The sequence below is a fragment of the Streptomyces sp. NPDC001889 genome, from assembly GCF_053594535.1.
Map to the genome: position 1 here is coordinate 188,961 of NZ_JBSFER010000014.1, position 26,327 is coordinate 215,287.

20 protein-coding genes and 1 pseudogene are annotated in these 26,327 nt (G+C 71.6%); 12 read left to right on the forward strand and 9 right to left on the reverse strand.

Annotation, left to right across the window (positions count from 1 at the left end; genetic code table 11):
• The first annotated feature begins 20 nt into the window (after nt 1-20).
• Nucleotides 21-227 (forward strand): hypothetical protein, encoded by a 207-nt coding sequence (locus tag ACWCRA_RS18185; protein ID WP_351552563.1) that lies wholly within the window; start codon nt 21-23, stop codon nt 225-227.
• A gap of 642 nt (nt 228-869) precedes the next feature.
• Here ACWCRA_RS18185 and ACWCRA_RS18190 read toward each other — a convergent pair.
• The 4 genes from ACWCRA_RS18190 to ACWCRA_RS18205 all read right to left on the reverse strand — a co-directional run bounded on the left by ACWCRA_RS18190 (nt 870) and on the right by ACWCRA_RS18205 (nt 5,403).
• On the reverse strand, nt 870-1,988 hold the full coding sequence (locus tag ACWCRA_RS18190) for a S1C family serine protease (RefSeq protein WP_351552560.1): 1,119 nt from the start codon (nt 1,986-1,988) through the stop codon (nt 870-872).
• 83 nt (nt 1,989-2,071) lie between these two features.
• Nucleotides 2,072-3,808 carry an ABC transporter ATP-binding protein gene (locus ACWCRA_RS18195; RefSeq protein WP_451068064.1) on the reverse strand — a complete coding sequence of 579 codons (1,737 nt, stop codon included), beginning with the start codon at nt 3,806-3,808 and terminating at the stop codon, nt 2,072-2,074.
• Nucleotides 3,809-3,928: 120 nt separating this feature from the next.
• A complete protein-coding gene (locus tag ACWCRA_RS18200; protein ID WP_451068065.1) occupies nt 3,929-4,669 on the reverse strand; it encodes a class I SAM-dependent methyltransferase in 741 nt (246 codons plus the stop codon).
• A gap of 137 nt (nt 4,670-4,806) precedes the next feature.
• The gene (locus ACWCRA_RS18205; RefSeq protein WP_351552558.1) at nt 4,807-5,403 is read right to left on the reverse strand and encodes a DUF3043 domain-containing protein; all 597 of its coding nucleotides are present in this window, start codon (nt 5,401-5,403) and stop codon (nt 4,807-4,809) included.
• A 327-nt stretch (nt 5,404-5,730) separates the two neighbouring features.
• Here ACWCRA_RS18205 and ACWCRA_RS18210 point away from each other — a divergent pair, with 327 nt between their 5' ends.
• From ACWCRA_RS18210 to ACWCRA_RS18230, 5 genes and pseudogenes are all read left to right on the forward strand, one after another.
• On the forward strand, nt 5,731-6,534 hold the full coding sequence (locus tag ACWCRA_RS18210) for a PspA/IM30 family protein (RefSeq protein WP_351552556.1): 804 nt from the start codon (nt 5,731-5,733) through the stop codon (nt 6,532-6,534).
• 106 nt (nt 6,535-6,640) lie between these two features.
• On the forward strand, nt 6,641-6,928 hold the full coding sequence (gene pspAA, locus ACWCRA_RS18215; RefSeq protein ID WP_351552553.1) for a PspA-associated protein PspAA: 288 nt from the start codon (nt 6,641-6,643) through the stop codon (nt 6,926-6,928).
• 219 nt (nt 6,929-7,147) lie between these two features.
• A complete protein-coding gene (locus tag ACWCRA_RS18220; RefSeq protein WP_351552550.1) occupies nt 7,148-8,389 on the forward strand; it encodes a sensor histidine kinase in 1,242 nt (413 codons plus the stop codon).
• Nucleotides 8,386-9,072 carry a response regulator transcription factor gene (locus ACWCRA_RS18225; protein WP_351552547.1) on the forward strand — a complete coding sequence of 229 codons (687 nt, stop codon included), beginning with the start codon at nt 8,386-8,388 and terminating at the stop codon, nt 9,070-9,072. Before ACWCRA_RS18220 ends, ACWCRA_RS18225 begins: the two co-directional genes overlap by 4 nt.
• 154 nt (nt 9,073-9,226) lie before the next feature.
• Nucleotides 9,227-12,348, forward strand: a pseudogene (locus tag ACWCRA_RS18230) (efflux RND transporter permease subunit).
• Nucleotides 12,349-13,088: 740 nt separating this feature from the next.
• Here ACWCRA_RS18230 and ACWCRA_RS18235 read toward each other — a convergent pair.
• Nucleotides 13,089-14,273 (reverse strand): multidrug effflux MFS transporter, encoded by a 1,185-nt coding sequence (locus ACWCRA_RS18235; RefSeq protein ID WP_451068048.1) that lies wholly within the window; start codon nt 14,271-14,273, stop codon nt 13,089-13,091.
• Nucleotides 14,274-14,542: 269 nt separating this feature from the next.
• Nucleotides 14,543-15,745, reverse strand: a complete 1,203-nt coding sequence (gene nadA, locus ACWCRA_RS18240) for a quinolinate synthase NadA (protein ID WP_351552538.1) — start codon at nt 15,743-15,745, stop codon at nt 14,543-14,545.
• Nucleotides 15,746-16,016: 271 nt separating this feature from the next.
• Here nadA and ACWCRA_RS18245 point away from each other — a divergent pair, with 271 nt between their 5' ends.
• Nucleotides 16,017-16,373 carry a HesB/IscA family protein gene (locus ACWCRA_RS18245; protein ID WP_266703501.1) on the forward strand — a complete coding sequence of 119 codons (357 nt, stop codon included), beginning with the start codon at nt 16,017-16,019 and terminating at the stop codon, nt 16,371-16,373.
• A 126-nt stretch (nt 16,374-16,499) separates the two neighbouring features.
• Here the strand turns inward: ACWCRA_RS18245 and ACWCRA_RS18250 are convergent, their stop codons facing one another.
• Both ACWCRA_RS18250 and ACWCRA_RS18255 read right to left on the reverse strand, forming a co-directional pair.
• A complete protein-coding gene (locus ACWCRA_RS18250) occupies nt 16,500-17,999 on the reverse strand; it encodes a hypothetical protein (RefSeq protein ID WP_351552535.1) in 1,500 nt (499 codons plus the stop codon).
• A 115-nt stretch (nt 18,000-18,114) separates the two neighbouring features.
• Nucleotides 18,115-18,321, reverse strand: a complete 207-nt coding sequence (locus tag ACWCRA_RS18255) for a hypothetical protein (RefSeq protein ID WP_451068049.1) — start codon at nt 18,319-18,321, stop codon at nt 18,115-18,117.
• Nucleotides 18,322-18,452: 131 nt separating this feature from the next.
• Here ACWCRA_RS18255 and ACWCRA_RS18260 point away from each other — a divergent pair, with 131 nt between their 5' ends.
• Nucleotides 18,453-19,427 (forward strand): carbohydrate kinase family protein, encoded by a 975-nt coding sequence (locus tag ACWCRA_RS18260; protein ID WP_351552529.1) that lies wholly within the window; start codon nt 18,453-18,455, stop codon nt 19,425-19,427.
• Nucleotides 19,428-20,044: 617 nt separating this feature from the next.
• Here the strand turns inward: ACWCRA_RS18260 and ACWCRA_RS18265 are convergent.
• Nucleotides 20,045-21,406 (reverse strand): aminotransferase class V-fold PLP-dependent enzyme, encoded by a 1,362-nt coding sequence (locus ACWCRA_RS18265; RefSeq protein ID WP_451068050.1) that lies wholly within the window; start codon nt 21,404-21,406, stop codon nt 20,045-20,047.
• Nucleotides 21,407-21,785: 379 nt separating this feature from the next.
• Between ACWCRA_RS18265 and ctaC the strand changes: the two genes are divergently transcribed.
• From ctaC to ACWCRA_RS18285, 4 genes are all read left to right on the forward strand, one after another.
• Complete coding sequence (gene ctaC / locus ACWCRA_RS18270; protein ID WP_351552523.1) at nt 21,786-22,751, forward strand: aa3-type cytochrome oxidase subunit II; 966 nt, start codon at nt 21,786-21,788, stop codon at nt 22,749-22,751.
• Nucleotides 22,748-24,487 carry an aa3-type cytochrome oxidase subunit I gene (gene ctaD, locus ACWCRA_RS18275; RefSeq protein WP_351552520.1) on the forward strand — a complete coding sequence of 580 codons (1,740 nt, stop codon included), beginning with the start codon at nt 22,748-22,750 and terminating at the stop codon, nt 24,485-24,487. Before ctaC ends, ctaD begins: the two co-directional genes overlap by 4 nt.
• Complete coding sequence (locus ACWCRA_RS18280) at nt 24,484-24,882, forward strand: cytochrome c oxidase subunit 4 (protein ID WP_351552517.1); 399 nt, start codon at nt 24,484-24,486, stop codon at nt 24,880-24,882. The genes ctaD and ACWCRA_RS18280 overlap by 4 nt, the downstream gene beginning before the upstream one ends.
• 165 nt (nt 24,883-25,047) lie before the next feature.
• Nucleotides 25,048-26,295: a L,D-transpeptidase gene (locus tag ACWCRA_RS18285; RefSeq protein WP_351552514.1), complete on the forward strand. Its 1,248-nt coding sequence runs from the start codon at nt 25,048-25,050 to the stop codon at nt 26,293-26,295.
• Nucleotides 26,296-26,327: the final 32 nt, after the last annotated feature.

Sequence of the window (26,327 nt, forward strand, 5' to 3'; positions counted from 1 at the left end):
TCAGGGCCCTGGAGGCGGACATGGCATGGACGTGGCGGTTCGAGAAGTCCGACGGGACGGAGGTCCGGCCGGCGGTGGAGCCGGAGGAGTTCACCACGCAGGGGGACGCGGAGTCGTGGATCGGTGAGCACTGGAGGGCTCTGAAGGAGGGCGGTGCGGATGCGGTGACCCTCTCCGAGGACACCACGAAGATCTACGGCCCCATGAGCCTCGACGCCCCGGAGTAGCCCTCCCCGGCGCCCGCCCGCCCGGCACGGGGCCCCGCGCCCCGGACCCCGTCCCGAGGGGCCAGCACCCGTGCGGGTCGCCCGCGGCCCGGGGTCCGTCCTCAAGCGCCGGACGGGCTGGTTTTTTCAGCCTCTCCGGCGTTTGAGGAGCGGGGGTTCGGGGGCTGGTCTCCGACGGTGGGCCGCAGGGTGACGGGGTCCTGTGGTGCGGGGTGTGTCCTCAATCGCCGGACGGGCTGGGTTTGCTCGGGTTGCCTGTCGTGCGGGGTGTGTTCTCATGCGCCGGATGGGCTGGTTGTTTCAGCCTCTCCGGCGTTTGAGGAGCGGGGGTTCGGGGGCTGGTCTCCGACGGTGGGTCGTAGCGTGACGGGGTCCTGTGGTGCGGGGTGTGTCCTCAAGCGCCGGACGGGCTGGGTTTGCTGGGGTTGCCTGTGGCCCGGGGTTCGTCCTCAAGCGCCGGACGGGCTGGTTCTTTCAGCCTCTCCGGCGTTTGAGGAGCGGGGGTTCGGGGGCTGGTCCCCGACCGTCGCCCGCAGGGTGCGGGGGCCACGCGCCGGGGCGGGCGGGTTTGATCGGGGCCCGAGGCCCGGGGGCGTGCTCAGGCGTTGGGCCGGCCGGGTTCGCCCGGTGCGGGGCCCGGGGTCAGACCTCGCCCAGGGTGACCTCCGCCGTCTTCGACGCCCCGCCACGCGTAAACCCCACCACCACCCTCTCCCCCGGCTCATCCCCCGCCAGCGCCTCCGCCAGCGACGTGATCGACGTGATCTCCACCGACCCCACCTTCCTGATGATGTCCCCCGCCCTCAACCCCCCTTTGTCCGCCGCACCCCCCTTCACCACCTCCACCACCGCCGCCCCCGCCGGCTGGTAGTTGTCGTCCAGCACCGTCCGCGCCGTGATCTCCAGCGCCGCCCTCCCCGAGTCCGTGACCTTCCCCTTCTGGATGATCTGGTCCGCGACCGTCGTCACCATCGACACCGGGATCGCGAACCCGATCCCCGGCGCCGACCCTTCCCCCAGCTCCGGATCGGTCGCCGCCAGCGTCGGGATGCCGATCACCTCGCTGTCCAGGTTCACCAGCGCGCCCCCGCTGTTCCCCGGGTTGATCGCCGCCGAGGTCTGCACCATGTTCCCGATGGTCGCCCCCGTCCCCCCGTTCGTGGCGCTCTCGCTCACCGTGCGGCCGATCCCGGAGACGATGCCCTGGGTCACGCTGCTGGAGAGCCCGAGCGGCGAGCCCATCGCCAGGACGATCTGTCCCACCGCCACCTCGGACGAGTCGCCGAACCGGGCGGCCTTCAGCCCGGCGGGCACCCGTTCCAGCTTGATGACCGCGAGATCCTGCTCCGGGTACGACGAGACCAGCTTCGCGGTCAGCGGCTCCTCCCCGGTCGCCACCGTGACCAGGAAGGACCGCCCCTCGCCCACCACATGGGCGTTGGTGATCACATGGCCCTTGCTGTCGTAGACGATGCCGGACCCCAGGCTGTTCCCGGCCTCGATCTGGACGACCGACGGGAGCACATCCCTGATCACGGTCTCGTAGTCGGTCTGGAGGTCGTTCGCCATCTTGGGGGGCACCGCGCGCGTCGAGTTCTCCGGCTGCCACGCCGCCGCCGGCGGCCGCTCACCGCCCTGGAGAACGCCCGAGCAGCCCCCCACGAGGGCCGCGGCGCAGACCCAGGCGGTCAGCGCCGCCAGCCGCCGCCGGAAGCGGCGGGCAGCGCGGCGCGGCGGGTGCGGACGAGGGGATATATCCATGCCCGGAGTATCCCTTTCGCCCCGATGTGCTGGCATGTCGTACGCCGCCGAACCGGTGACCCCCGCTCACCCGGCGGCGGGGCTCACTCCGGCACCGTCGCCAGGAACTGTGTCGCCGCCAGCTCCCCGTACAGCGGATCTCCGGCCACCAGCTCCGCGTGGGTCCCCACCGCGCGTACCCGCCCGGCGTCCATCACCACGATCCGGTCCGCCAGCGTCACCGTCGACAGCCGGTGCGCCACCACCAGCACCGTCACCTCCCGGGCCACCTCCGTGACCACGTCCCGCAGCGCCAGCTCATTGACCGCGTCGAGCTGCGAGGTCGCCTCGTCGAGCAGCAGCAGCCTCGGCCGCCGCAGCAGCGCCCGCGCTATCGCCACCCGCTGGCGCTCCCCGCCGGACAGCTTGGAGCCCCGGTGGCCCACCACCGTGTCGAGCCCCTCGGGCAGCCGCGCGACCAGGGTGTCGAGCCGCGCCCGGACGAGAACGTCCTGAATCTGCTCGTCCGTGGCCTCCGGCGCCGCGAAGACCAGATTCTCCCGCAGGGTCCCCGCCAGTACCGGGGCGTCCTGCTCGACATAGCCGATGGCGGCGCGCAGCCGCGCGGTCGGCCAGTCGCGCACATCCCTGCCGTCGACGAGGACCCGCCCGCCGGTTGCCTCGTAGAACCGTTCGATCAGCCCGAACACGGTGGTCTTCCCCGCTCCCGAGGGCCCCACGAAGGCGGTCATCCCCGCCCCCGGCACCTCGAAGGAGACCCCGTGATGGACCGGGGGGAGATCGTCCCGGTAGCGGAAGGCCACGTTCTCGAAGACGACGGACGCGGCCCCGGCCGCCACCGGCCCCGCCCCGCCCAGCTCCTCGGTCTCCAGACGCTCCGCCTCCACGATCCGCGCGATGGCCGCCGAGCCCTCCTGGTACTGGGTCGCCGCCTCCACCAGCTTCGACACCGGGTCGATCAGATAGAAGAGGAAGAGCAGGAACGCCACCAGGGTCGAGACCGAGATCGCCCCGGAGGCCACCCGCGCCCCGCCGATGCCGAGCACCGCGAGGAACGACACCTGCACCGCGAGCCCCACCGACGACCACGCCACGGACTCCCACTTGGCGGACCGGACGCCATGGCGCCAGGCCTCCTCGGCCGCCCCGGTCACCGCGGCGGCCTCGCGCTCCTCCGCGCCGGACGCCTTGAGGGTGCGGAAGGCCCCGAAGGCGCGCTCCAGGCCGGTGGATATCTCGCCGACGGCCTCCTGGGCCCGCTGCGCCGCCTTGGCGATCCTCGGCATCACCACTCCGACGGCCCCGCCGACCAGCACGATCACCCCGAGCGTGACCCCGAGCAGCACCAGGTCCATCATGCCCATCAGCACGACGGTGGCGATGGCGGTGAGCCCGCCGGTGGCCGCCGAGACGATCGACTGGGTGGTCACCGCCCGCAGCAGCGTGGTGTCGGAGGTGACCCGGGACATCAGATCGCCCGGCTGGCTCCGCTCCATCTCCGGCAGCCGCAGCCGCAGCAGCCGTCCGATCAGGGTGCGCCGGGCGGCCAGCACCACGGACTCGGCGGTGCGGCCGAGGATGAACCCGCCGAACGCCTCGATCACCGTGCCGCACACCACCAGCGCGGTGAGCGCGACCAGGATCGAGGTGATCGGCTGATCGCCGCCGAGCCGGTCGACCAGCTCCTTGGCCGCCAGCGGCTGGAGCAGTCCGGTGACGGCGCCGATCAGGGTCAGGAAGGCACCGAGAGCGACCAGCCCCCGGTGCGGGCGGAAGTGCCCGTAGAGGGCCCGCCAGGTCTCCCCGGCGGAGAGTCTCACCGGGGGTCTGTCGTTCTCTGTCCGGTTCTCGTTCTCGTTCTTTTCCTTGGTTTCCGCGTTCGTCACTGGGGTGAGGACGCGGAAACCGCCTCGCCGCCTGAGCGGAGGGCGCGGAAAGTTCTACGCGTCCCGCGCGCCGCAGAGATGCAGCAGTGCCGCGATCCCCCGGTACGGATCGGTCCGCCCGGCCCGGTCCTCCGCCGTGAGCTGCCGCCCCAGCGCGTCCCCGGAGCCGGCGCCGGAGCCGGTGGTCTCGGCCGCTCCGGTGGTCCCGGAGCTCCGCCCGGTGAAGACCTGCACGCCGTACCAGGCGTGCAGCGGGGCCGCGATCCCGGCCAGGGTCGCGGTGAGCGCCGCCAGCCGGTCGGCGCGCACGGCACCGCCCCGGCGGTCGGTGGCCCCCTCCGCGTCCAGCGCGGTCAGGGCTCCGTCCCAGTCGCCGGCCAGTCCGGGGCCCAGCGCCAGCGCGTCGGCGTTGCGGACGAGGAGGGAGAGGAGCCCGCGCGGCGCCAGCATGCGGGCGAGCCCGGCCAGCGTCGCGTGCGCGTCCGGCTCCGGCGAGTCCATCAGCACCCGGTGGCAGAGCACCACATCGAAGCTCCCGGGGGTGAAGTGGACCCCGGTCTCCCGGCAGTCGCCCTCGATCAGCCGGACCCGCTCACGGATGCCCTCCGGCTCGGTCGCCAGCGTCTCCCGGGCCTGCCCGAGCAGCCCGGGATCGGACTCCAGACCGGTGACCTCATGGCCCGCGCGGGCCAGCCGCAGCGCCTGGCCGCCCCGGCCCATGCCGACATCCAGCACCCGCAGCCGCTGGCCCACGGGGAAGCGGGCCACGATCTGCTCGTCGAGCTGGCGGGTCAGCAGCTCCCGGCGGATCGCCGAAGGAGTGATCTCCGCCGCTTCGGCCGCAGGGGCGCCCGAGGGCCCGCCGCCGGCCGGGTCGAAGCCCGATGGCCCGTCCGGCGCCGCGTCGGCGACGCCCGTCGGGGCCTCCGTACTCAGGGTCGCTCTCCGCGCTTGACCTGCGGCTTCGGCAGCCGGAGCCGGCGCATCTGGAGGGTGCGCATCAGGGCGTAGGCGACCGCGCCGCGCTTGGGCTCGTCCGGGAAGCGCGTGTTGAGCTGCTTCTTCAGCCGGATGCCCAGACCGATCGAGTCGATGACGATCATCACGATCACACCGAGCCACACCAGCAGCGCGATGTTCTGGAGCTGACCCACCTGGATCATGCTCATGATCAGGATGATCACCGCGAGCGGCAGGAAGAACTCGGCGACGCAGAAGCGGGAGTCGACGAAGTCCCGGGCGAACCTCCGCACCGGGCCCTTGTCCCGCGCCGGGAGGTACCGCTCGTCACCACTGGCGAGCGCCTCCCGCTGCCGGGCCAGGTCCGCCCGGCGCGCCTCCCGCTGGCGGCGCATGGCCGCCTTGCGGTCGAGGGGCTGGGTGGCCGCACGGCGGCGCTGGGTCTGGGCCTCACTCCGCTTGGGCGTGGGGCGGCCCTTCGGGGCCTCGGGGTCGCGGGTCTGCTGGGAGAGGTCGGCCGTCACCTTCTCGGCGGGGACCTTCTCTGTCTTGGCACGGCTACGGAACACAAAGCCCAAGGGTACGGGGTGGGGCGCGGCGACCCAACGCCGGAGGGGAACGATCCGGCAACGCCACGCGTCCTCCACACCGACAGAAGGGGGACGCAAAGGAGACGCAAGGGGGACAGAAGGGGCGAGAAGCAGGCGCCGCCGGGCATTTCCTGAGGGTTCCCTGACAGTCGTCTACTCCTTGCGCCGGATCGGCGGCTGTCCGCAGTCGTCCTTGGGGATGAGCGCATCCGCGTCCGAACAGTGCGGTAATGGATGCAGGGCCCGTACTGTGGGTTCTGTTGGAGTGCTGGAGCGAAGTCCGTCAGAAGGGGGCGCGCGAAGCCCATGAGCGGTGTCATGAAGCGTATGGGGATGATCTTCCGCGCGAAGGCGAACAAGGCCCTTGACCGGGCCGAGGACCCGCGCGAGACCCTCGATTACTCGTACCAGAAGCAGCTGGAGCTGCTCCAGAAGGTACGCAGGGGAGTCGCCGATGTCGCGACCTCCCGCAAGCGCCTGGAGCTCCAGGTGAACCAGTTGCAGGGGCAGTCCACCAAGCTGGAGGACCAGGGCCGCAAGGCGCTCGCCCTCGGCCGGGAGGACCTGGCCCGGGAGGCGCTCTCCCGGCGGGCCGCGCTCCAGCAGCAGATCAGCGATCTGGAGGTGCAGCACCAGACGCTCCAGGGCGAGGAGGAGAAGCTCACCCTGGCGGCCCAGCGCCTTCAGGCCAAGGTCGACGCCTTCCGCACCAAGAAGGAGACGATCAAGGCCACCTACACCGCCGCCCAGGCGCAGACCCGGATCGGGGAGGCCTTCTCCGGCATCTCCGAGGAGATGGGCGATGTGGGCCTGGCGATCCAGCGGGCCGAGGACAAGACCGCCCAGCTCCAGGCCAGGGCCGGCGCGATCGACGAGCTGCTGGCCTCCGGCGCGCTCGACGACCCGTCCGGGATGGCCAAGGACGACATCGCCGCCGAGCTGGACCGCATCTCCGGCGGTTCGGATGTGGAGCTGGAGCTCCAGCGGATGAAGGCCGAGCTGGCCGGCGGCGGCAGCGCCTCGCAGCAGGCCATCGAGGGCGGCGGCGCCGCCGGGCAGGACGCCTCCCGGCAGCAGCAGGGCAGCCGGCCCAATTTCGACAAGCCGTAATCGCCGGCGTCCGTCACTCTGGCATCAGGCGCCCGGACGGCCGGACACTCCGGCACCCGGGCCCTCGGGCAGTTTCGACAAGCAGGACAAGCAGTAGGGACTCGTCATGATCGTACGGATCATGGGGGAGGGTCAGGTGAGGCTGGCCGATCGCCACCTCGCCGAACTGAACAGGCTCGACGACGAGCTGCTGGCCGAGATGGAGCGGGGGGACGGTCCGGGATTCCGCCGGACCCTCACCGCGCTCCTGGACACCGTCCACACACTCGGCGAGCCGCTCCCGGACGACGCCCTGGAACCGTCCGAGCTGATCCTCCCGGCGCCCGACGCGACGCTGGAGGACGTACGGACCATGCTCGGCGACGAGGGCCTGATCCCGGGCCTGCCGGGCTGACCGGCCCCGTCGGCCCCGTACCCCCTGCGCACCCCTGCGCACCCCTCCGCACCGGGCGCGGCCATCCGCGCCCCGAGAGCGGCACCGCACTCCCGCACCCACCCGGGCCGCACCCGAGGTCCGCACCGGCCGCACCCGGCCCGGGCCCCGGGAGGCCCCGGCCCCCGGGCCGCGCACCGCCGGACGCCCCCACCGCGACACGCCGTACTCTTGCCCGACGTGACCTCACTCGCCACCGGATTCGCCCGCGCTCAGAGCTGGGTCCGCGCGCACCCGCTGGCCCTCGACGGCGCGCTCGCCGGCTTCTCGCTCATCGCCATGGTCATCGGCTCCTTCGCCGTGAACGGGGTGCACGGGCCGGAGTTCGGCACCCGCACCCCCGCCGCGCGCAGTGTGGCCCTGATGGTGCTGGTCGCCGCCGCCCTGGTGCCGCGCCGCCGCAACCCGATGGGCGTCCTCGTCTTCACCAGCCTGCTCTCCGTCGTCGAACTGGGCTTCGGCGATCCCTCGGCCCCGGTCGCCATGTGTGCCGTGATCGCCCTCTACACCGTGGCCTCCCGCACCGACCGCCCCACCACCTGGCGGGTCGGACTCCTCACCATGACCGGGCTGACCGGCACCGCGATGTTCTTCGGCTCCACCCCCTGGTACACCCAGGAGAACCTGGGGATCTTCGCCTGGACCGGGATGGCCGCGGCGGCCGGGGACGCCGTCCGCAGCCGCCGGGCCTTCGTCGACGCCATCAGGGAGCGCGCCGAACGCGCCGAGCGCACCCGCGAGGAGGAGGCCCGCCGCCGGGTCGCCGAGGAGCGGCTCCGCATAGCCCGCGACCTCCACGATGTCGTCGCCCACCACATCGCCCTCGTCAATGTGCAGGCGGGTGTCGCGGCCCATGTCATGGACAAGCGGCCCGACCAGGCCAAGGAGGCCCTCGCCCATGTCCGCGAGGCCAGCCGCTCGGCCCTCAACGAACTCCGCGCCACCGTCGGCCTGCTGAGGCAGTCCGGCGACCCGGAGGCCCCCACCGAGCCCGCCCCCGGCCTCGGGGTGCTCGATGAACTCGTCACCACCTTCCGGCAGGCCGGACTGCCCGTGGAGGTGGCCCGCGCCGACGACGGCGTGCGCCCGCCGGCGGCCGTCGACCTCGCCGCGTACCGGATCATCCAGGAGGCCCTCACCAATGTGCAGAAGCACGCGGGCCGGGAGGCCAGGGCCGAGGTCAGCGTGATTCGTGTGGGCCGCACCCTGGAGGTCACCGTCCTCGACAACGGCGCCACCGCCGGCACCACCGGCGGACCGCCCCCCGCCGACGAGGAGCCCGAGGGCCGGCACGGCCTCGTCGGGATGCGCGAGCGGGTCAGCGCCCTCGGCGGCCGGCTCAGCGCGGGCCCCCGATACGGAGGCGGCTTCCGGGTGCAGGCGATACTGCCACTCACCGCACGCACGGGGGAGGACGCATGACGATCAGGGTGCTGCTCGCCGACGACCAGACGCTGCTCCGCAGCGCGTTCCGGATTCTGGTGGACTCGGAACCCGACATGGAGGTCGTCGGGGAGGCCGCCGACGGCGCGGAGGCCGTCGATCTGGCGCGCTCCGAGCGGGCCGATGTCGTGCTCATGGACATCCGGATGCCCGGCCTCGACGGACTCGCCGCCACCCGGCTGATCAGCGCCGACCCCGGGCTCTCCGGGGTGCGCGTGGTCATGCTGACCACCTTCGAGGTGGACGAGTACGTCGTCCAGTCGCTGCGCGCCGGCGCCTCCGGCTTCCTCGGCAAGGGCGCCGAACCCGAGGAGCTGCTCAACGCCATCCGGATCGCCGCCGCCGGTGAGGCGCTGCTCTCCCCGGCCGCGACCAAGGGCCTGATCGCCCGGTTCCTCGCCCAGGGCGGCGGCACCGACGACACCGAGGAGACCGCCGCCCACTCCCAGCGGCTCCAGGCGCTGACCGTGCGCGAGCGCGAGGTGCTCGTCCTGGTCGCCGGCGGCCACTCCAACGACGAGATCGCCGAACGCCTCCAGGTCAGCCCGCTCACCGTCAAGACCCATGTCAACCGGGCGATGGCCAAGGTGGGCGCCCGGGACCGCGCCCAACTCGTCGTCATCGCCTACGAGTCCGGTCTGGTACGCCCACGAGTGGAGTGAGGACCACCCGCCCGTACTGCGCCTGCGGTATGGACGGCATAAGGAAACGGGACCTGGGGCCGACGGGGGAGCCCTTCTCATGGCTGATCGTATGAATGCGGGCCTCTGACTCTGCCCGCTCTGCCTGCCGCGCAAGCCACAGAAGAGAGACCTCATGTCCTGGCTGTCCAGATTCAGCCTCGCGCAACGCGCCCTCGTCGGGCTGATATCGATCGTGGCGCTCGTCTTCGGCGCCATCGCCATCCCTCAGCTCAAGCAGCAGCTGCTGCCCACCATCGAACTCCCGATGGTGTCCGTGCTCGCCCCCTATGAGGGCGCGTCTCCCGATGTGGTCGAGAAGCAGGTCGTCGAACCCCTGGAAAGCTCCCTGGAGGCCGTCGACGGCATCAAGGGATCACCTCCACGGCGAGCGAGGGCAACGCCGTGATCATGGCCGGCTTCGACTACGGCGAGGGCACCAAGCAGCTCGTCGCCGATGTCCAGCAGGCCGTCAACCGTGCCCGCGCCCAGCTCCCCGAGAGCGTCGACCCGCAGGTCATCGCCGGTTCGACGGACGACATCCCCACCGTCGTCCTCGCCGTCACCTCCGACCAGGACCCCCAGGCCCTCGCCGAGCAGCTGGAGCGCACCGTCGTCCCCGCCCTGGAGGACATCGACGGTGTCGCCCAGGTCTCCATCGACGGCGTCCAGGACCTCCAGGTCTCCGTCACCCCCGACGGCGCCGCCCTCGCCAAGGCCGGTCTGACCACCGCCGTCCTCGCCGAGGCGCTGCGCGCGGGCGGCGCGACCGTACCCGCCGGCTCCTTCAGCGAGGACGGCAAGAGCCGCACCGTCCAGGTCGGCGGCGGCTTCACCGGGCTGCGGCAGATCGAGGAGGTGCGGCTGACCCCCGCGCCGCCCGCCAAGGGCAAGCCGGTCCGCCTCGGCGACGTCGCCGAGGTGAAGCAGACCCCGGCCGCCGCGGTCTCGCTCACCCGCACCAACGGCAAGCCGAGCCTCGCCGTCCTCGCCACCATGGACAACAACGGCAGCGCCGTCGCGATCTCCGAGGCCGTCGAGGAGAAACTGCCCGGGCTGCGCAAGGACCTGGGCTCCGGCGCCGATGTCACCGTCGTCTCCGACCAGGGGCCCGCGGTCTCCAAGTCGATCTCCGGTCTGACCACCGAGGGCGCCCTCGGGCTGCTCTTCGCGGTCATCGTCATCCTGGTCTTCCTCGCGTCCCTGCGCTCGACCCTGGTCACCGCGGTCTCCATCCCGCTCTCCGTGGTCCTCGCGCTGATCGTGCTCTGGACCCGCGACCTCTCGCTCAACATGCTCACCCTGGGCGCCCTCACCATCGCCATCGGCCGGGTCGTCGACGACTCGATCGTGGTCCTGGAGAACATCAAGCGCCACCTCGGCTACGGCGAGGAGCGGCAGAGCGCGATCATCACCGCGGTCAAGGAGGTCGCCGGGGCGGTCACCGCCTCCACCCTGACCACCGTCGCCGTCTTCCTCCCGATCGGTCTCTCCGGGGGCATGGTCGGCGAGCTGTTCGGCTCGTTCTCGCTCACCGTCACCGCCGCGCTGCTCGCCTCGCTGCTGGTCTCGCTGACCGTCGTACCGGTGCTGTCGTTCTGGTTCCTGCGCGCGCCCAAGGACGTCCGCGGCCTGGACCCGGACGAGGCGCGCCGCGTCGCCGAGGAGAAGGAGGGCCGGAGCCGGCTCCAGCGGGCCTATGTCCCGGTGCTGCGGTTCGCGACCCGCCGCCGGATCACCAGTGTGGTCCTCGCCGTCGTCGTCCTCCTCGGCACCTTCGGCATGGCCTCGCTGCTCAAGACCAACTTCTTCGACCAGGGCGAGCAGGAGGTGATGTCCATCAAGCAGGAGCTGCCCCCCGGCACCGCGCTGGACGCCGCCGACGCCGCCGCGCAGAAGGTCGAGCGGGTCCTCAAGGGGATCGACGAGATCAAGGACTACCAGGTCACCGTCGGCTCCTCCGGGTTCATGGCGGCCTTCGGCGGGGGTACGGGAGCCAATCAGGCCTCGTACCAGATGACGCTGAGGGACGCGGGCGACTACGAGCGCGTCCGCGACCGCGTCGACGCGGAGCTGGCGAAGCTCGACGGCGTCGGCGACACCACCATCGCCGCCGGGGACGGCTTCGCCAGCCAGGACCTGAGCGTGGTGGTGAAGGCCGCCGACCCGGCGACGCTGAAGGAGGCGTCCGAGGCGGTGCGCGAGGAGGTCGCCGGGCTCGACGACGTCACCGACGTCCAGAGCGACCTGGCGCAGAGCGTCCCCAGGATCTCGGTCACCGGGAACGCCCGTGCCGCCGAGGCCGGGTTCAACGAGACCACCCTCGGCATGGCCGTCGGCCAGGCGGTCCGGGGCACCCCGGCCGGCAAGGCGATCCTCGACAGCACCGAGCGCGATGTCGTCATCACCTCGGCGAAGCCCGCCAAGACCCTCGCGGAACTGCGGGAGCTGCCGCTCGGACCGGTGAAGCTGGGACAGATCGCCGAGGTCGAGCTGGTCCCGGGGCCGGTCTCCATGACCCGCATCGACGGGGCCAGGGCCGCGACGGTCACCGCCAAGCCGACCGGGGACAACACCGGCGCGGTCAGCACCGCGCTCCAGTCGAAGCTGAAGTCCCTGGATCTGCCGGAGGGCGCCACGGCCTCCATCGGCGGGGTCTCCGAGGACCAGGACGAGGCCTTCGCCTCGCTCGGCCTGGCGATGCTCGCGGCCATCGCGATCGTCTTCATGCTGCTGGTCGCGACCTTCCGCTCGCTGGTGCAGCCGCTGATCCTGCTGGTCTCCGTCCCGTTCGCGGCGACCGGGGCGATCGGCCTGCTGGTCGTGACCGGTACGCCGATGGGGGTGCCCGCCATGATCGGCATGCTGATGCTGATCGGCATCGTCGTCACCAACGCGATTGTGCTGATCGACCTGATCAACCAGTACCGGGCTCAGGGGTACGGGGTCGTCGAGGCGGTCGTCGAGGGCGGGCGGCACCGGCTGCGCCCGATCCTGATGACGGCCCTGGCGACGGTCTTCGCGCTGCTGCCGATGGCGCTGGGGGTCACCGGGGAGGGCGGGTTCATCGCGAAGCCGCTGGCGGTGGTGGTGATCGGCGGGCTGATCAGTTCGACGCTGCTCACGCTGCTGCTGGTGCCGACGCTGTACGCGATGGTGGAGCTTCGCAAGGAGCGGCGGGCGGCGAGGAGGGCGGCGAAGCGCTCGCCGGACCCGCTGTCCCCGGACACCCCCCAGCCAACCCCCGCGAACGCCTGACCCAGCCCCGGCGGGGCTGCCCCCCCTTCGGCCCCGCCGGCCCCCGGCCACCCCCGCCTCTGCGGCGAGCTGCGCCGCACCACTCCAGCCTCTGCGGCGAGCTGTGCCGCACCACCCCCGCCTCTGCGGCGAGCTGAGGCTCACCCCCCCGGCCTCTCCGGCGAGCTGAGCCGCGCCCACTCAGCCTCTCCGGCGTTTGAGGAGCGGGGGTTCGGGGGCTGGTCCCCGACGGTGGCCCGCACCGTGCGGGTGTCCTGTGGCACAGGGTCCGTCCTCAAACGCCGGACGGGCTGAATTACCCCCAGCCCATCCGGCGGGCTGAATTACCCCCCAGCTTCTCCGGCCTTTGGGGCAGCACCCCGGCCACTGCGGCGAGCTGCGCCGCGCCACCCCGGCCTCTGCGGCGAGCTGAGCCGCGCCCATTCAGCCTCTCCGGCGTTTGAGGAGCGGGGGTTCGGGGGCTGGTCCCCGACGGTGGCCCGCACCGTGCGGGGTCCTGTGGCACAGGGTCCGTCCTCAAACGCCGGACGGGCTGGGAGGGTGCCGGAGGCCCGGGGGTGTCGGACAGGCCCGGGGATACCGGACAAGGCCAGGGTGTCGGACAGGCCCGGGGGTGCCGGACAGGTTCCGGGATGTCGGACAAGGCCAGGGTGTCGGACAGGCCCGGGGGTGCCGGACAGGTTCCGGGATGTCGGGCGAGGGGACGGAGTCCCGTGGGGAACCTCGTGGTGAGGGCGTGCTCACGGGGTGGACGAGGCGGGCACCACTGGGTGGGACGCCCTGTGCGCGAAGGCCGCGCACACAACGGCCACCGCCGCACACACCCCCATCACCCCAAACAACCTCCCCACCTCATCCCCCACCACCGGCGCCACCCCCGCCCCCACCCCACTCTGCACCGTCCCCAGCACCGCCGACCCCACCCCCGCCGCCCCCGGCACCCTCCCGATCGCGAGCGCCGCCGCGTTCGACAGCGCGAGCCCCACCCCCAGGCACATCACCGCCACCAGCGGCAGAAACACCACCACCGTCAGCCCCCCGACCAGCGTCACCCCCAGCAGCCCCGCACACGCCGCGAGCACCGCGAGCAGCCCCGTGCGCAGCAGCCGCTCCGGCCCCACCCGCTCCACCAGCCGGGCGCTCACCACCCCGCCGGCCGCCGCCATGACGGCGCCCGCGCTGAAGGCCGCGGACGATGCCCGGACGCTGAGCCCCAGCTCGTTCTGGAGCAGGAACGGCGACCCGGATATGTAGCAGAACAGCGCCCCGAAGCCGAAGGAGAAGGCCAGCGTGTACCCGGTGTAGGCGCGGTCCCCCACCACCTCCCGGATCGACGCCGCCAGCTCCCGCACACCCCCGCCGACGCGCCGCTCCGGCGGCAGGCTCTCCGGTACGAAGAGGGCGACCGCCGCCGCGACGGCCGCCGCCACCCCGCCCAGCACCCAGAAGACCCCGCGCCACCCGAGCGCCTCGATCACCGCCCCGCCCACCAGCGGCCCCACGATCGGGGCGATGGTGCTCAGCGTCATCAGCAGCGCCAGCAGCCGGGCGGCGGCGGCCCCGCGCGCCACATCCGCGACCACCGCGCGCCCGATGACCACCCCCGCCGCCCCGCTGAACCCCGCGACGAAGCGCGCGGCCACCAGCCACCCCAGCGACGGCGCCACCGCGCAGAGCGCGGTCGCCACCGCGCACACCACCGCCCCCGCGAGCAGCGGCCCCCGCCGCCCGTACCGGTCGGAGAGCGGCCCGAACACCAGATGCCCGGCCGTCATCCCGACCAGGAAGGCCGTCAGGGTGAGCTGCACCCCGGAGGCGTCCGTGCCCAGTTCCCCGGCCATCCGGGGGAAGGCGGGCAGATACATGTCGGTCGACAGCGGACCGACCACACAGAGCAGCGCGAGCGCGCCGGTGAGCGAGCGCATGACGGAGTGAACCCCCACGGGGAAGGAGACAGTGATGTGTCCGCGGAAGAAGCGGAACCAGATCGTCCGGGCCGTGTCCGGCGCCGGGGGCGGAGCAGGGCGGCCATGGCCCTGCTCAGAACGCCCGGGGCGGAGCTGTTCGCGACACGCTTTCCGTGCCGCGCCGCGGACCCGTCGCACGGCACGCTAGCGGCGGCCCGGCGGAAAACCAAGAGGCGCCCCGGCCGTCGACAGCGACGGCCGGGGCGCCCGGGGACGCGGCGGCAGGGCTACGGCAGCGCGAGCATCCGCTCCAGGGCCAGCTTGGCGAAGCTCTCCGTCTCCGGGTCGACCTCGATCCGGTTGACCAGCGTCCCCGCCGCGAGCGACTCCAGCGTCCACACCAGATGCGGCAGGTCGATCCGGTTCATGGTCGAGCAGAAGCAGACCGTCCGGTCGAGAAAGACGATCTCCTTGTCGGGGTGGGCGAGCGCGAGCCTCCGGACCAGGTTCAGCTCGGTGCCGATCGCCCACTTGGACCCGGCCGGAGCCGCGTCCAGGGCCTTGATGATGTACTCCGTGGAACCGACCTGGTCCGCCGCCGCCACGACCTCGTGCTTGCACTCCGGGTGCACCAGCACCCGCACCCCCGGAATCCGGGCGCGCACATCCTCCACCGACTCCAGCGAGAACCGGCCGTGCACCGAGCAGTGGCCGCGCCAGAGAATCATCTTCGCCGCGCGCAACTGCTCCACCGTCAGCCCGCCGTTCGGCTTGTGCGGGTTGTAGAGGACGCAGTCGTCCAGGGACAGACCCATGTCCCGGACGGCGGTGTTGCGCCCCAGGTGCTGGTCGGGCAGGAAGAGCACCTTCTCGCCCTGCTCGAAGGCCCAGTCCAGGGCCCGCTTGGCGTTCGACGAGGTGCAGATCGTGCCGCCGTGCTTACCGGTGAACGCCTTGATGTCCGCCGAGGAGTTCATGTACGACACGGGCACGACCTGCTCGGCTATGCCGGCCTCGGTCAGCGTGTCCCAGCACTCCGCGACCTGCTCGGCCGTCGCCATGTCCGCCATGGAGCAGCCGGCGGCGAGATCCGGCAGCACGACCTTCTGGTCGTCCGAGGTCAGGATGTCCGCGGACTCCGCCATGAAGTGCACACCGCAGAAGACGATGTACTCGGCCTCGGGCCGCGCCGCCGCGTCCCGCGCCAGCTTGAAGGAGTCGCCCGTGACATCGGCGAACTGGATGACCTCGTCACGCTGGTAGTGGTGGCCCAGGACGAAGACCCTGCTGCCGAGCTTCTCCTTGGCCGCGCGGGCCCGCTCCACCAGATCCGGGTCCGAGGGGGAGGGCAGATCGCCGGGGCACTCCACTCCGCGCTCGCTCCTCGGGTCGGCCTCCCGGCCGAGCAACAGCAGGGCGAGTGGCGTCGGCTGTACATCGAGCACGTCCTGCGACTCCGTACGGGGCTGGGCGGTGGTCACGACACACACCCTTTCTCTGTTCTGCTGGGCCTTTTCGTCTATTTGACGTTATCTATCATAACCGCTTCACGTCACTTTGACGATGGCCATAGCGTCGATGTGACGCACCCCTGGGCGTCGCGCCATGTCCCCCCGCGGGCGCGGTGTGCGAGCATGAAAGGGAAAGAACACCAACGGCCCGGAATGAATCCGCGGCCCCGCCGGTTGCAATCGTCGGCAAGCAGTCTCCGTACTTCCCCTGCCTCGCTGGGGAGACCCCATCCCGGGAGTGATGAAGCACATGTCCGTATCGGACGAGACCACCACCGTGAGCGACGGCATCCTCCTGTCCGACGCCGCCGCGGCCAAGGTCAAGGGCCTGCTCGACCAGGAAGGCCGCGACGATCTGGCGCTGCGCGTCGCCGTCCAGCCCGGCGGCTGCTCCGGCCTGCGCTACCAGCTGTTCTTCGACGAGCGCTCGCTCGACGGCGATGTCGTCAAGGACTTCGACGGCGTCAAGGTCGTCACCGACCGGATGAGCGCCCCCTACCTGGGCGGCGCCTCGATCGACTTTGTCGACACCATCGAGAAGCAGGGCTTCACCATCGACAACCCGAACGCCACGGGCTCCTGCGCCTGTGGTGACTCCTTCAGCTAGAGCAGCCCTCGGCACCGCGCCGAGGCGACGACGCGGAGGCGGCGGTCCCGACCGGGACCGCCGCCTCCGTGCTTCCTGTGCTTCCCGTGCTTCCCGGGTGTCCTGTGCTTCGCGCGGTCCGCGCGCTCAGCCGGCCGACCGGCCGACGGCCCTTCCGGACTCCGCGTCCACGACCTCCCGGTCGCCCAGCGGCCGTTCCAGCGTCACCGTCTCCCTCAGCTCCTTCGCCACCGCGATGCAGACCTCGTCCGGCTCCGGCTCCGGCGGAACGATCCGTACCGCCACCCGGTCGGCGCTCTCCTCCGCCTCGGCGCCGTACTCACCGCACACCCCGCCCCAGAACGTGACGGTCAGCGACCGGCCCTCCGTGCTGTACGACTCGATCGAGGCGCCGCCCGACTCCGCCGGCGGCACCGTGGGCTCCCGCAGCAGGGACGGCTCCACCGCGGGCTCCGCCACCGTGTACCCGTCCCGGCCCCCGCCCGGCTCCGCCCGGAACATCCAGGACGGCACCAGGGTCGCCCGCCCGTCCGCGTACTGCGCCGAGAGCCCGAACCAGGCGCCGGTGACCGGGATCTCCTTCGGCTCGGCGGGCGCGGCCGGGGCGCCCCCGGTGCCGCACGGGTCCTCCGCCGGCCTGGCGCCCCGCTGCTCGCCCTCCAGCGGCACCGCCGAGGCACAGGCCGCCGGGCCGCAGGGGACATCGCGCTGTGGGAGCCTGCCCGCGCAGCCGGAGAGCGAGGCGCCGGAGTTCCCGCCGCTCCGCGCGTTCAGCCGCTCCAGCGTCCCGCCGGCGGAGTGCACCGGGTACTCCTCGCCCTTCACCGGAGCCTTCAGCTGCCCCACCCCCCGGACCACCCGGCCGTCGGGGCCGATCTGGAGATCCGTCGCCCAGCCGTACGTCGGCAGCCCGCCGATCACGGGATCGGCGTTCACCACCCGTACCGACCCGATCGTCTGCGCGGCGCCGAGCCGGGCCCCGCTCTGGCCGACGGCCCTCAGCACGGGCTCCGCCGCCCTCCTCGCGGCCCGCTCGTCCACCGCCCGGCCGTTCCCGGACTCCGCGGCCGGCGGGGGACAGGGCTTGCCCTTGGAGCAGTTGTGGCCGCGGGGGGCGCGTTCGTACGTCCAGCTGCCCGGCGCGGCGGTCTCCACCCGCAGCACCGGCTCGGAGCCGTCGCCGACGGGGCCGACCGTCCACTGCCCCCCGCTCCCGGCGGGGGCGCCCGCCATGCCGAGCGCCTCGGCGAGCCGGGCCACCTCGGCCCGGGAGACCGTACCCGCGGCACGGTGGACCGGGGCCCGGTCCGGGCCGTCCGGCAGTTCGCCCCGGGCCCGGTAGACCACCCCGCCCGCGGGGGACGGGGTACTCGGCGCGATCCCGCCCGTCCCCCGGTCCCCGGGGGAGGAGGAGGGCGGGGGCGCCGGTACCGCGGCCGTGCCGCTCTTCGCGTCCGACGCGCCGCCGCTCGTCCCGCCGGTGCCGCTGCCGGCGGCCGGTCCGGCCGTCGCGAGCCAGACGCCGCCGCCTCCCGCGATCAGCACCACCGCCGCCACGGCGGCGATGAGGGGGGCACGCCTGCGGGGTGGACCGTCGTCGTGGGTGGTGCTCTCCGTACCGCTCACCGCATCGCTCCTCGTCTCCCGTCCCCGCGGGCCCGGGGGTGTGTATGGGACGGGGCACGGCGGCGCACGGTTCCCCGGGCGCCGCCGCCCGGGGGAGACGACCGGCAGATTCCTGTCAGTCGCCGTACTCGGACATGGCGTCGACCAGCCGCGCCGAGGCCGCCGGGACGACTACACCATGGATGTGCGAGGGAGGCACGGGGGCGGGCAGCGCCACGGCCGGAACCACCCAATGTGGTGCCATGCGGACGCAGTCACTCCGGAGCTGCGCCAGGGTGGGATCGGGCTCGTGCGCGGTGCCGGGGACGGGGAGCTCTGTCATACCCGCACCGTACGCAGCGGAAGTCAGGGTAAAAAAGACCTACTATCGGGTAGTTTCGTACCATCGGCTGATCCACTCGGAACCGGGTAGCGTTAGGCGTCATCCACACCCCTCCACAGGAGCGCATCGCCGTGCGAATCGCAGTCACCGGCTCCATCGCAACCGACCACCTCATGACCTTCCCGGGACGTTTCGCCGATCAGTTGGTCGCCGACCAACTGCACACCGTATCCCTCTCCTTCCTGGTCGACGGCCTCAATGTGCGCAGGGGCGGTGTCGCGGCGAACATCTGCTTCGGCATGGGCCAGCTGGGCACCGAGCCCATCCTCGTGGGCGCGGCCGGGGCGGACTTCGACGAGTACCGCGCCTGGCTCGACCGCCACGGTGTGGACACCGAGTCCGTAAGGATCTCCGAGGTCCTGCACACCGCCCGTTTCGTCTGCACCACCGACGCCGACCACAACCAGATCGGCTCCTTCTACACGGGAGCGATGAGCGAGGCCCGGCTGATCGAGCTGCACTCGGTGGCCGAGCGGGTCGACGGGCTCGACCTGGTCCTGATCGGCGCGGACGACCCCGAGGCGATGCTCCGCCACACGGAGGAGTGCCGCTCGCGCGGGATTCCGTTCGCCGCGGACTTCTCGCAGCAGATCGCCCGGATGAAGGGGGACGAGATCCGCATACTGCTGGACGGTGCCACCTATCTCTTCTCCAACGAGTACGAGAAGGGGCTGATCGAGTCCAAGACCGGCTGGACCGACGAGGAGATCCTCTCCCGGGTGGGCCACCGGGTCACCACGCTCGGCTCGCGCGGAGTCCGCATCGAGCGCGCCGGCGCGGACCCGATCGAGGTGGGCTGCCCGGAGGAGGACGCGAAGGTCGACCCGACCGGGGTCGGGGACGCCTTCCGGGCGGGGTTCCTGTCGGGGCTGTCGTGGGGGGTGGGGCATGAGAGGGCGGCGCAGGTGGGGTGCATGTTGGCGACGCTGGTGATTGAGACTCTCGGCACCCAGGAGTACACGCTGCGCCGGGCCCACTTCATGGACCGCTTCAAGAAGGCGTACGGCCATGAGGCCGGAGCCGAGGTCCAGACCCACCTCCTCTGACGGCACGCCCCCTCGGTACGGTCACCCCGCCCCGAGGGGGCACTCACCCACCCCGCCGCGCACCCCTCCTCCCGGAGCCCCCTCCCCCTTCGCCGCGTGAGCCGCACCACTCCACCCTCTCCGGCGACCCGAGGCACACATTCCAGCCCCTCCGGCGACCGAGCCGCGCCACCTCAGCCCCGCTGGCGAGCTGAGCAACTCCAGCCCCTCCGGCGACCGAGCCGCGCCACCCAAGCCCCTCTGGCGACCTGAGCAACCCAAGCCCCTCCGGCGATTGAGCTGCGCCACTCCAGCCCCTCCGGCTACCGAGCCGCGCCATCTCAGCCCCGCTGGCGACCTGAGCAACCCAAGCCCCTCCGGCGTTTGAGGAGCGGGGGTTCGGGGGCTGGCCCCCGACCGTGGCCCGCAGGATGCGGGGTCCTGTGGCACAGGGTCCGTCCTCAAGCGCCGGACGGGCTGGGTGTGCCGGACCCGCTGGGTTTGCTCGGGCCACCCGTGGTGCGGGGTCCGTCCTCAAGCGCCGGATGGGCTGGGGGTGCCGGGCGGACTGGGGGTGCCGGACGGGGCTGGGGGGCCGACGGGCCGAAGGCGCTCGGGGCGCCCCCGGGGCAGGGTGGCTAGTGGAGGCGGCGGACGCGGTAGGCGGTGCCACGGGGGCGCGGGGACTCCCCCAGGTACTCATGGCCCCGCATCCCGCACCACGCGGGAACATCCAGCCGCGCCGCCACATCATCCGCCACCACCGTCACCACCCCCCCCACCCGCACCCTCCCCATCACCTTCGCCAACTCGATCACCGGAATCGGACACCGCTTCCCCACCGCGTCCACCACCACCCCCTCTTCCTCCGCCCCGCCCTCCGTACCCCCCGGCGCCCCGATCCGCTCCCGCACCGCCCCCACCACCCCGGGCAGCACCGACAGAAACCGCTCCACCTCCGCCTCCGGGGTGCCGAGCGGCAGCGACACCCGGACATTCCCCTCGCTCAGCACCCCCATCGCCCGCAGCACATGGCTCGGCATCAGCGTGCTCGACGTACAGGACGAGCCCGACGAGACCGAGAACCCCTCCCGGTCCAGCCCGTGCAGAAGCGCCTCCCCGTCGACGTACAGACAGGAGAAGGTGACGACATGGGGGAGCCGGTCCACCGGATCACCCACCACCTCCACATCGGGCACCAGCTCCGGCACCCGGGCGCGCATCCGGTCCACCAGGCCCCGCAGCCGTACCGCCTCGTCGGCCGCCTCCGCCCGCACCGCCCGCAGGGACGCCGCCGCCGCCACGATCGCCGGCAGATTCCCGAACCCGGGGGAGCGGCCCGACTCGCGCTCGTCCACCGGGCCCCGCGGCGCGAACCGCACCCCCTTGCGGACCACCAGCAGCCCCACCCCCGCCGGCCCGCCCCACTTGTGCGCGCTCGCGGTGAGCAGCGACCAGTCGCCCGCCACCGGGCCCCACCCCAGCGACTGGGCCGCGTCCACCAGCAGCGGCACCCCCGCCGCCCGGCAGACCCCGGCCACCTCCGCCACCGGCTGCTCCGTGCCGACCTCGTGGTTGGCGGACTGGAGACACGCCAGCGCGGTGTCCTCCCGCACCGCCTCCGCGAAGGCCGGCACCGACACCCGGCCGGAGCGCTCCACCGGCACCTCGGCGGCGTCCTCGCCCGCCGCGTGCAGCACCGACGAGTGCTCCACCGCCGAGACCACCACCCGCCGCCCGGCCCGCCGCCGTCCCGCCCGCGCGCCCGCGACCCCCTGATGCACCGCATGGGTCCCGGAGGGGGTGAAGACCAGCTCGTCGGGGCGGCACCCCACCGCGTCGGCCGCCGCCTCCCGGGCGGCGTCCAGGAGCAGCCGGGCCCGCCGCCCCTCCCGGTAGAGCCTGGCGGGGTCGGCCCACCCCTCGTCCAGCGAGGCGGCGAGCGCCTGCCGGGCGACGGGGTGCAGGGGAGCGGAGGAGGCGGCATCGAAGTAGGACACGCCGCCACGCTAGCCCAGGGCCCCGGACGGGCGGCGGGCCCGCGAAGGGCCCCCGGAGCCCTCGCGCACCCCGCCGAAGCCCCGTCAGATCCTCGCCGGAGCCACCCCCTCCGCCGCCCCGCCGAGAGCCTCCCGCGCCCGAATACCCGAGCGAATACGCGAGCGATTCCCGGAGAAAACCGCACGTTATCCAGGGGGATTCCACCCCTTCGGGGGGCCGGACGGCGCGTTGGGCACCCTCCCCGCGCGACCCCAAATAGCGTCCAGTAGGGTTTGGTCCGCATAAACATCCAAACCCCTGCCCGCGTCAGGGCCGGCGACCGACCAGCGAGACGGCCGCAGCCCGTCGCGCGGGCCGAGACTCTCGGGAAGGCGCTACGTGAGTCCCAACGGCTCCGACCGCTCGTCGCGGCGCCCGATGCGGCGGAAGCTGCCGCAGGTGCTGACTGCGGGCCTGATCCTGGTTACCGCCACCGGCTGCGAATACACATACAAGGACTTCCCACGCCTCGGCATGCCGACTCCGGTCACGGAGGAGGCTCCGATCATCCTCTCCCTGTGGCAGGGGTCGTGGGCCGCGGCCCTCGTCACGGGTGTTCTGGTGTGGGGCCTGATCCTGTGGAGCGTCTTCTTCCACCGGCGCACCCGCAGCAAGGTGGAGGTACCTCCGCAGACCCGGTACAACCTGCCCATCGAGGCGCTGTACACCGTGGTCCCGCTCATCGTCGTATCGGTGTTCTTCTACTTCACCGCGCGCGACGAATCCAGGCTGCTCTCCCTCTCCAACAAGCCCGTCCACAACATCAATGTGGTCGGCTACCAGTGGAGCTGGGGCTTCAACTACATCGAGAACGTGGACGGGTCCACGGGTGATGCCAAGACGGACAAGAACCTGAAGGCGATCCCGGACAAGTTCGTGAAGGACCTCCCGGCCAATGCCGGCGGTGTGTACGACGCCGGTATCCCCGGCACCCGCAACCCGCAGAACGGCAACCCGGGACCGACCCTGTGGCTCCCCAAGGGCGAGAAGGTCCGCTTCATCCTGACCTCCCGTGACGTGATCCACTCCTTCTGGGTCGTGCCCTTCCTGTTCAAGCAGGACGTCATTCCCGGACACACCAATGCCTTCGAGGTGACTGCCACGAAGGAAGGCACCTTCATGGGCAAGTGCGCCGAGCTCTGCGGCGTCGACCACTCCCGGATGCTGTTCAACGTCAAGGTCGTCTCCCCGGAGCGCTACCAGCAGCATCTGAAGGAGCTGGCCGAGAAGGGGCAGACCGGCTACATCCCGTCCGGCATCGCTCAGACGGACCCGGCCAAAAACGCGGAGAAGAAGCAACTGTGAGCATCCTCAACGAATCCCAGGGTGCCGCCGCAGCAGCTGACGACTCATACGAGAACGAGCTGCCGGTACGGCGCAAGCAGCCGGGCAATGTGGTGGTGAAGTGGCTGACCACCACCGACCACAAGACCATCGGTACGCTCTACCTGGTCACCTCGTTCGTCTTCTTCTGCGTCGGCGGACTGATGGCGCTCTTCATGCGCGCCGAGCTGGCCCGTCCGGGCACGCAGATCATGTCGAACGAGCAGTTCAACCAGGCGTTCACCATGCATGGCACGATCATGCTGCTGATGTTCGCCACCCCGCTGTTCGCCGGATTCGCGAACTGGATCATGCCGCTGCAGATCGGCGCGCCCGATGTGGCGTTCCCGCGGCTGAACATGTTCGCCTACTGGCTCTACCTGTTCGGCTCGATCATCGCGGTGGCCGGCTTCCTCACCCCGCAGGGTGCGGCCGACTTCGGCTGGTTCGCCTACTCCCCGCTGTCGGACGCGGTCCGCTCGCCGGGTGTCGGCGCCGATATGTGGATCATGGGTCTGGCCCTCTCGGGCTTCGGCACCATCCTCGGCTCGGTCAACTTCATCACCACGATCATCTGTATGCGCGCCCCCGGTATGACGATGTTCCGCATGCCGATCTTCACCTGGAACGTGCTGCTGACCGGTGTGCTGGTCCTGCTCGCCTTCCCGGTGCTCGCCGCCGCGCTCTTCGCGCTGGAGGCGGACCGCAAGTTCGGTGCGCACATCTTCGACGCGGCCAATGGCGGCGCACTGCTCTGGCAGCACCTCTTCTGGTTCTTCGGCCATCCAGAGGTGTACATCATCGCCCTGCCGTTCTTCGGCATCGTCTCGGAGATCATCCCGGTCTTCAGCCGCAAGCCGATGTTCGGCTACATGGGTCTGGTCAGCGCGACGATCGCCATCGCCGGCCTCTCGGTGACGGTGTGGGCGCACCACATGTATGTGACGGGCGGCGTACTCCTGCCGTTCTTCTCCTTCATGACCTTCCTGATCGCGGTACCGACCGGTGTGAAGTTCTTCAACTGGATCGGCACCATGTGGAAGGGGTCGCTGTCCTTCGAGACACCGATGCTCTGGACGATCGGCTTCCTGATCACCTTCACCTTCGGTGGTCTGACCGGTGTCATCCTGGCCTCGCCGCCGCTGGACTTCCATGTCTCGGACTCGTACTTCGTGGTGGCGCACTTCCACTACGTGGTCTTCGGCACCGTGGTCTTCGCGATGTTCGCCGGCTTCCATTTCTGGTGGCCGAAATTCACGGGCAAGATGCTGGACGAGCGTCTCGGTAAGATCACCTTCTGGACGCTGTTCATCGGATTCCACGGCACCTTCCTGGTCCAGCACTGGCTGGGCGCCGAGGGAATGCCCCGGCGGTACGCGGACTATCTCGCGGCCGATGGCTTCACCGCGCTGAACACCATCTCCACCATCAGTTCGTTTGTGCTCGGCGCCTCGGTTCTCCCCTTCATGTACAACGTCTGGAAGACGGCGAAGTACGGGAAGAAGATCGAGGTCGACGACCCGTGGGGCTATGGCCGTTCACTCGAATGGGCGACCTCCTGCCCGCCGCCGCGGCACAACTTCCTGACGCTTCCGCGCATCCGTTCCGAATCCCCGGCCTTCGACCTGCACCACCCTGAGATCTCGGTTGTCGACCAGCTCGAGAACCGCGGCGAGGTCGACAAGGCCCTCACGACTGGGAAGGGGGCCGCCAAGTGAAGATTCAGGGAAAGATGTTCCTGTGGCTCAGCGTCTTCATCCTCGCTGTGGCCATCCTGTACGGCGTCTGGTCCAAGGAGCCCGCGGGCACCACCGCGCTCTTCATGGCGTTCGGACTCAGCGTCATGGTCGGCTACTACCTGGCCTTCACGGCCAAGCGGGTCGACGCCATGGCCCAGGACGACACCGAGGCCGATGTCGCGGACGAGGCCGGCGAGGTGGGGTTCTTCTCCCCGCACAGCTGGCAGCCGCTCTCGCTGGCCATCGGTTCGGCGTTCGCCTTCCTCGCCGTGGCCGTGGGCTGGTGGCTGATGTACTTCTCCGCGCCGCTGATCCTCTTCGGCATCTTCGGCTGGGTGTACGAGTACTACCGCGGCGAGAACCAGAACCAGTGACCCACTGGAGCCGGTGACCGCCTCACGGCCGGCGCACCGACACCGCGCCGACGGCACACACGGTCCGGGCCCGAATCCCCCACTTCACTCGTGCGGGGGATTCGGGCCCGCCCGTTTGCACCCACTCGGCGTGCTGCGGGGATGCGCTTTTCATACCGTGAGGCCATGAACCAGACGCCGCGCATCAGCACAGTTCTCCGCTGCACCCTGCTGGCCCTGACCCTGGGGGCGGTCGCCACCGCGTGCGGCGAATCGAAGAGCCACCCGCTCTCCACCAAGCCCTTCGACGCCGCCGAGCAGATCGCCTTCAACACCCCGAGGGGTGCCGTGAAGGCCAGCCCGGACAAGCCCTTCGAGGTCACCGTCAAGGGCGCCGAGGGCCGGATCACCGATGTCACGGTCGTGGACCACGCCGGCCACCACCTCGCGGGCGAGCTCGCCGCCGACGGCAGCCGCTGGCGCTCCACCGGCTCCCTCTCCGCCGGAGCCAAGTACACCGCCCGGGTCGCCACCGAGGACAAGAAGGGTGCCCCGGGCACCCGTACGCTCGCCTTCGAGACCTCCCCGGCCAAGCGGACCCTGACGGTCGGTTTCGGCCCGGAGGCGGGCACCTACGGCGTCGGCCAGCCGATCATCGCCGAGCTGAGCCTCCCCGTGACGGACCGCGCGGCCAGAGCCGTGGTCGAACAGGCCCTCAAGGTCGAGTCCAAGCCCTCCGTGGAGGGCGCCTGGCACTGGATCGACGACGAGAACCTCCACTTCCGCCCCAAGGACTACTGGCCGGCCGGAGCGAAGGTCACCGCCTCCAGCAACCTCCAGGGCGTCAAGGTCTCCAACCAGCTCTACGGCGCCGCGTCCGACGGGCTCAAGCTCACCATCGGGGACCGGATGGAGGCCATCACCGACGCCTCCTCGCACTGGATGACCGTCTTCCGCAACGGTGAGGAGATCAACAGCATCCCGGTGACCACCGGCAAGCCCGGCTTCTCCACCCGCAACGGCGTCAAGGTGGTGCTCGGCAAGGAGTACTTCGTGCGGATGCGGGGCTCCAGCGTCGGCATCGGCGGCTCGGAGGCGTACGACCTGCCGGTCTACTACGCCACCCGGGTCACCTGGAGCGGTGAGTACGTCCACGCCGCGCCGTGGTCCATCGGATCACACGGGTACGCCAACGTCAGCCACGGCTGCACGGGCATGTCCACCGGCAACGCGGCCTGGTTCTACGAGACCTTCAAGGAGGGCGACCTGGTCCAGGTCGTCAACAGCGTCGGCGACGAGATGGACACCTTCGGCAACGGGTACGGCGACTGGAACCTCTCCTGGGCCGACTGGCGCAAGGGCAGTTCCCTGGTGAGCGAGATCAGGGACGGCAGCAGCGCCACCGACGTGGCACGGCTGCGCCCCCGTATCTAGATCCCCGCCCGGCCCGTCCGTGCGGGCCGGGG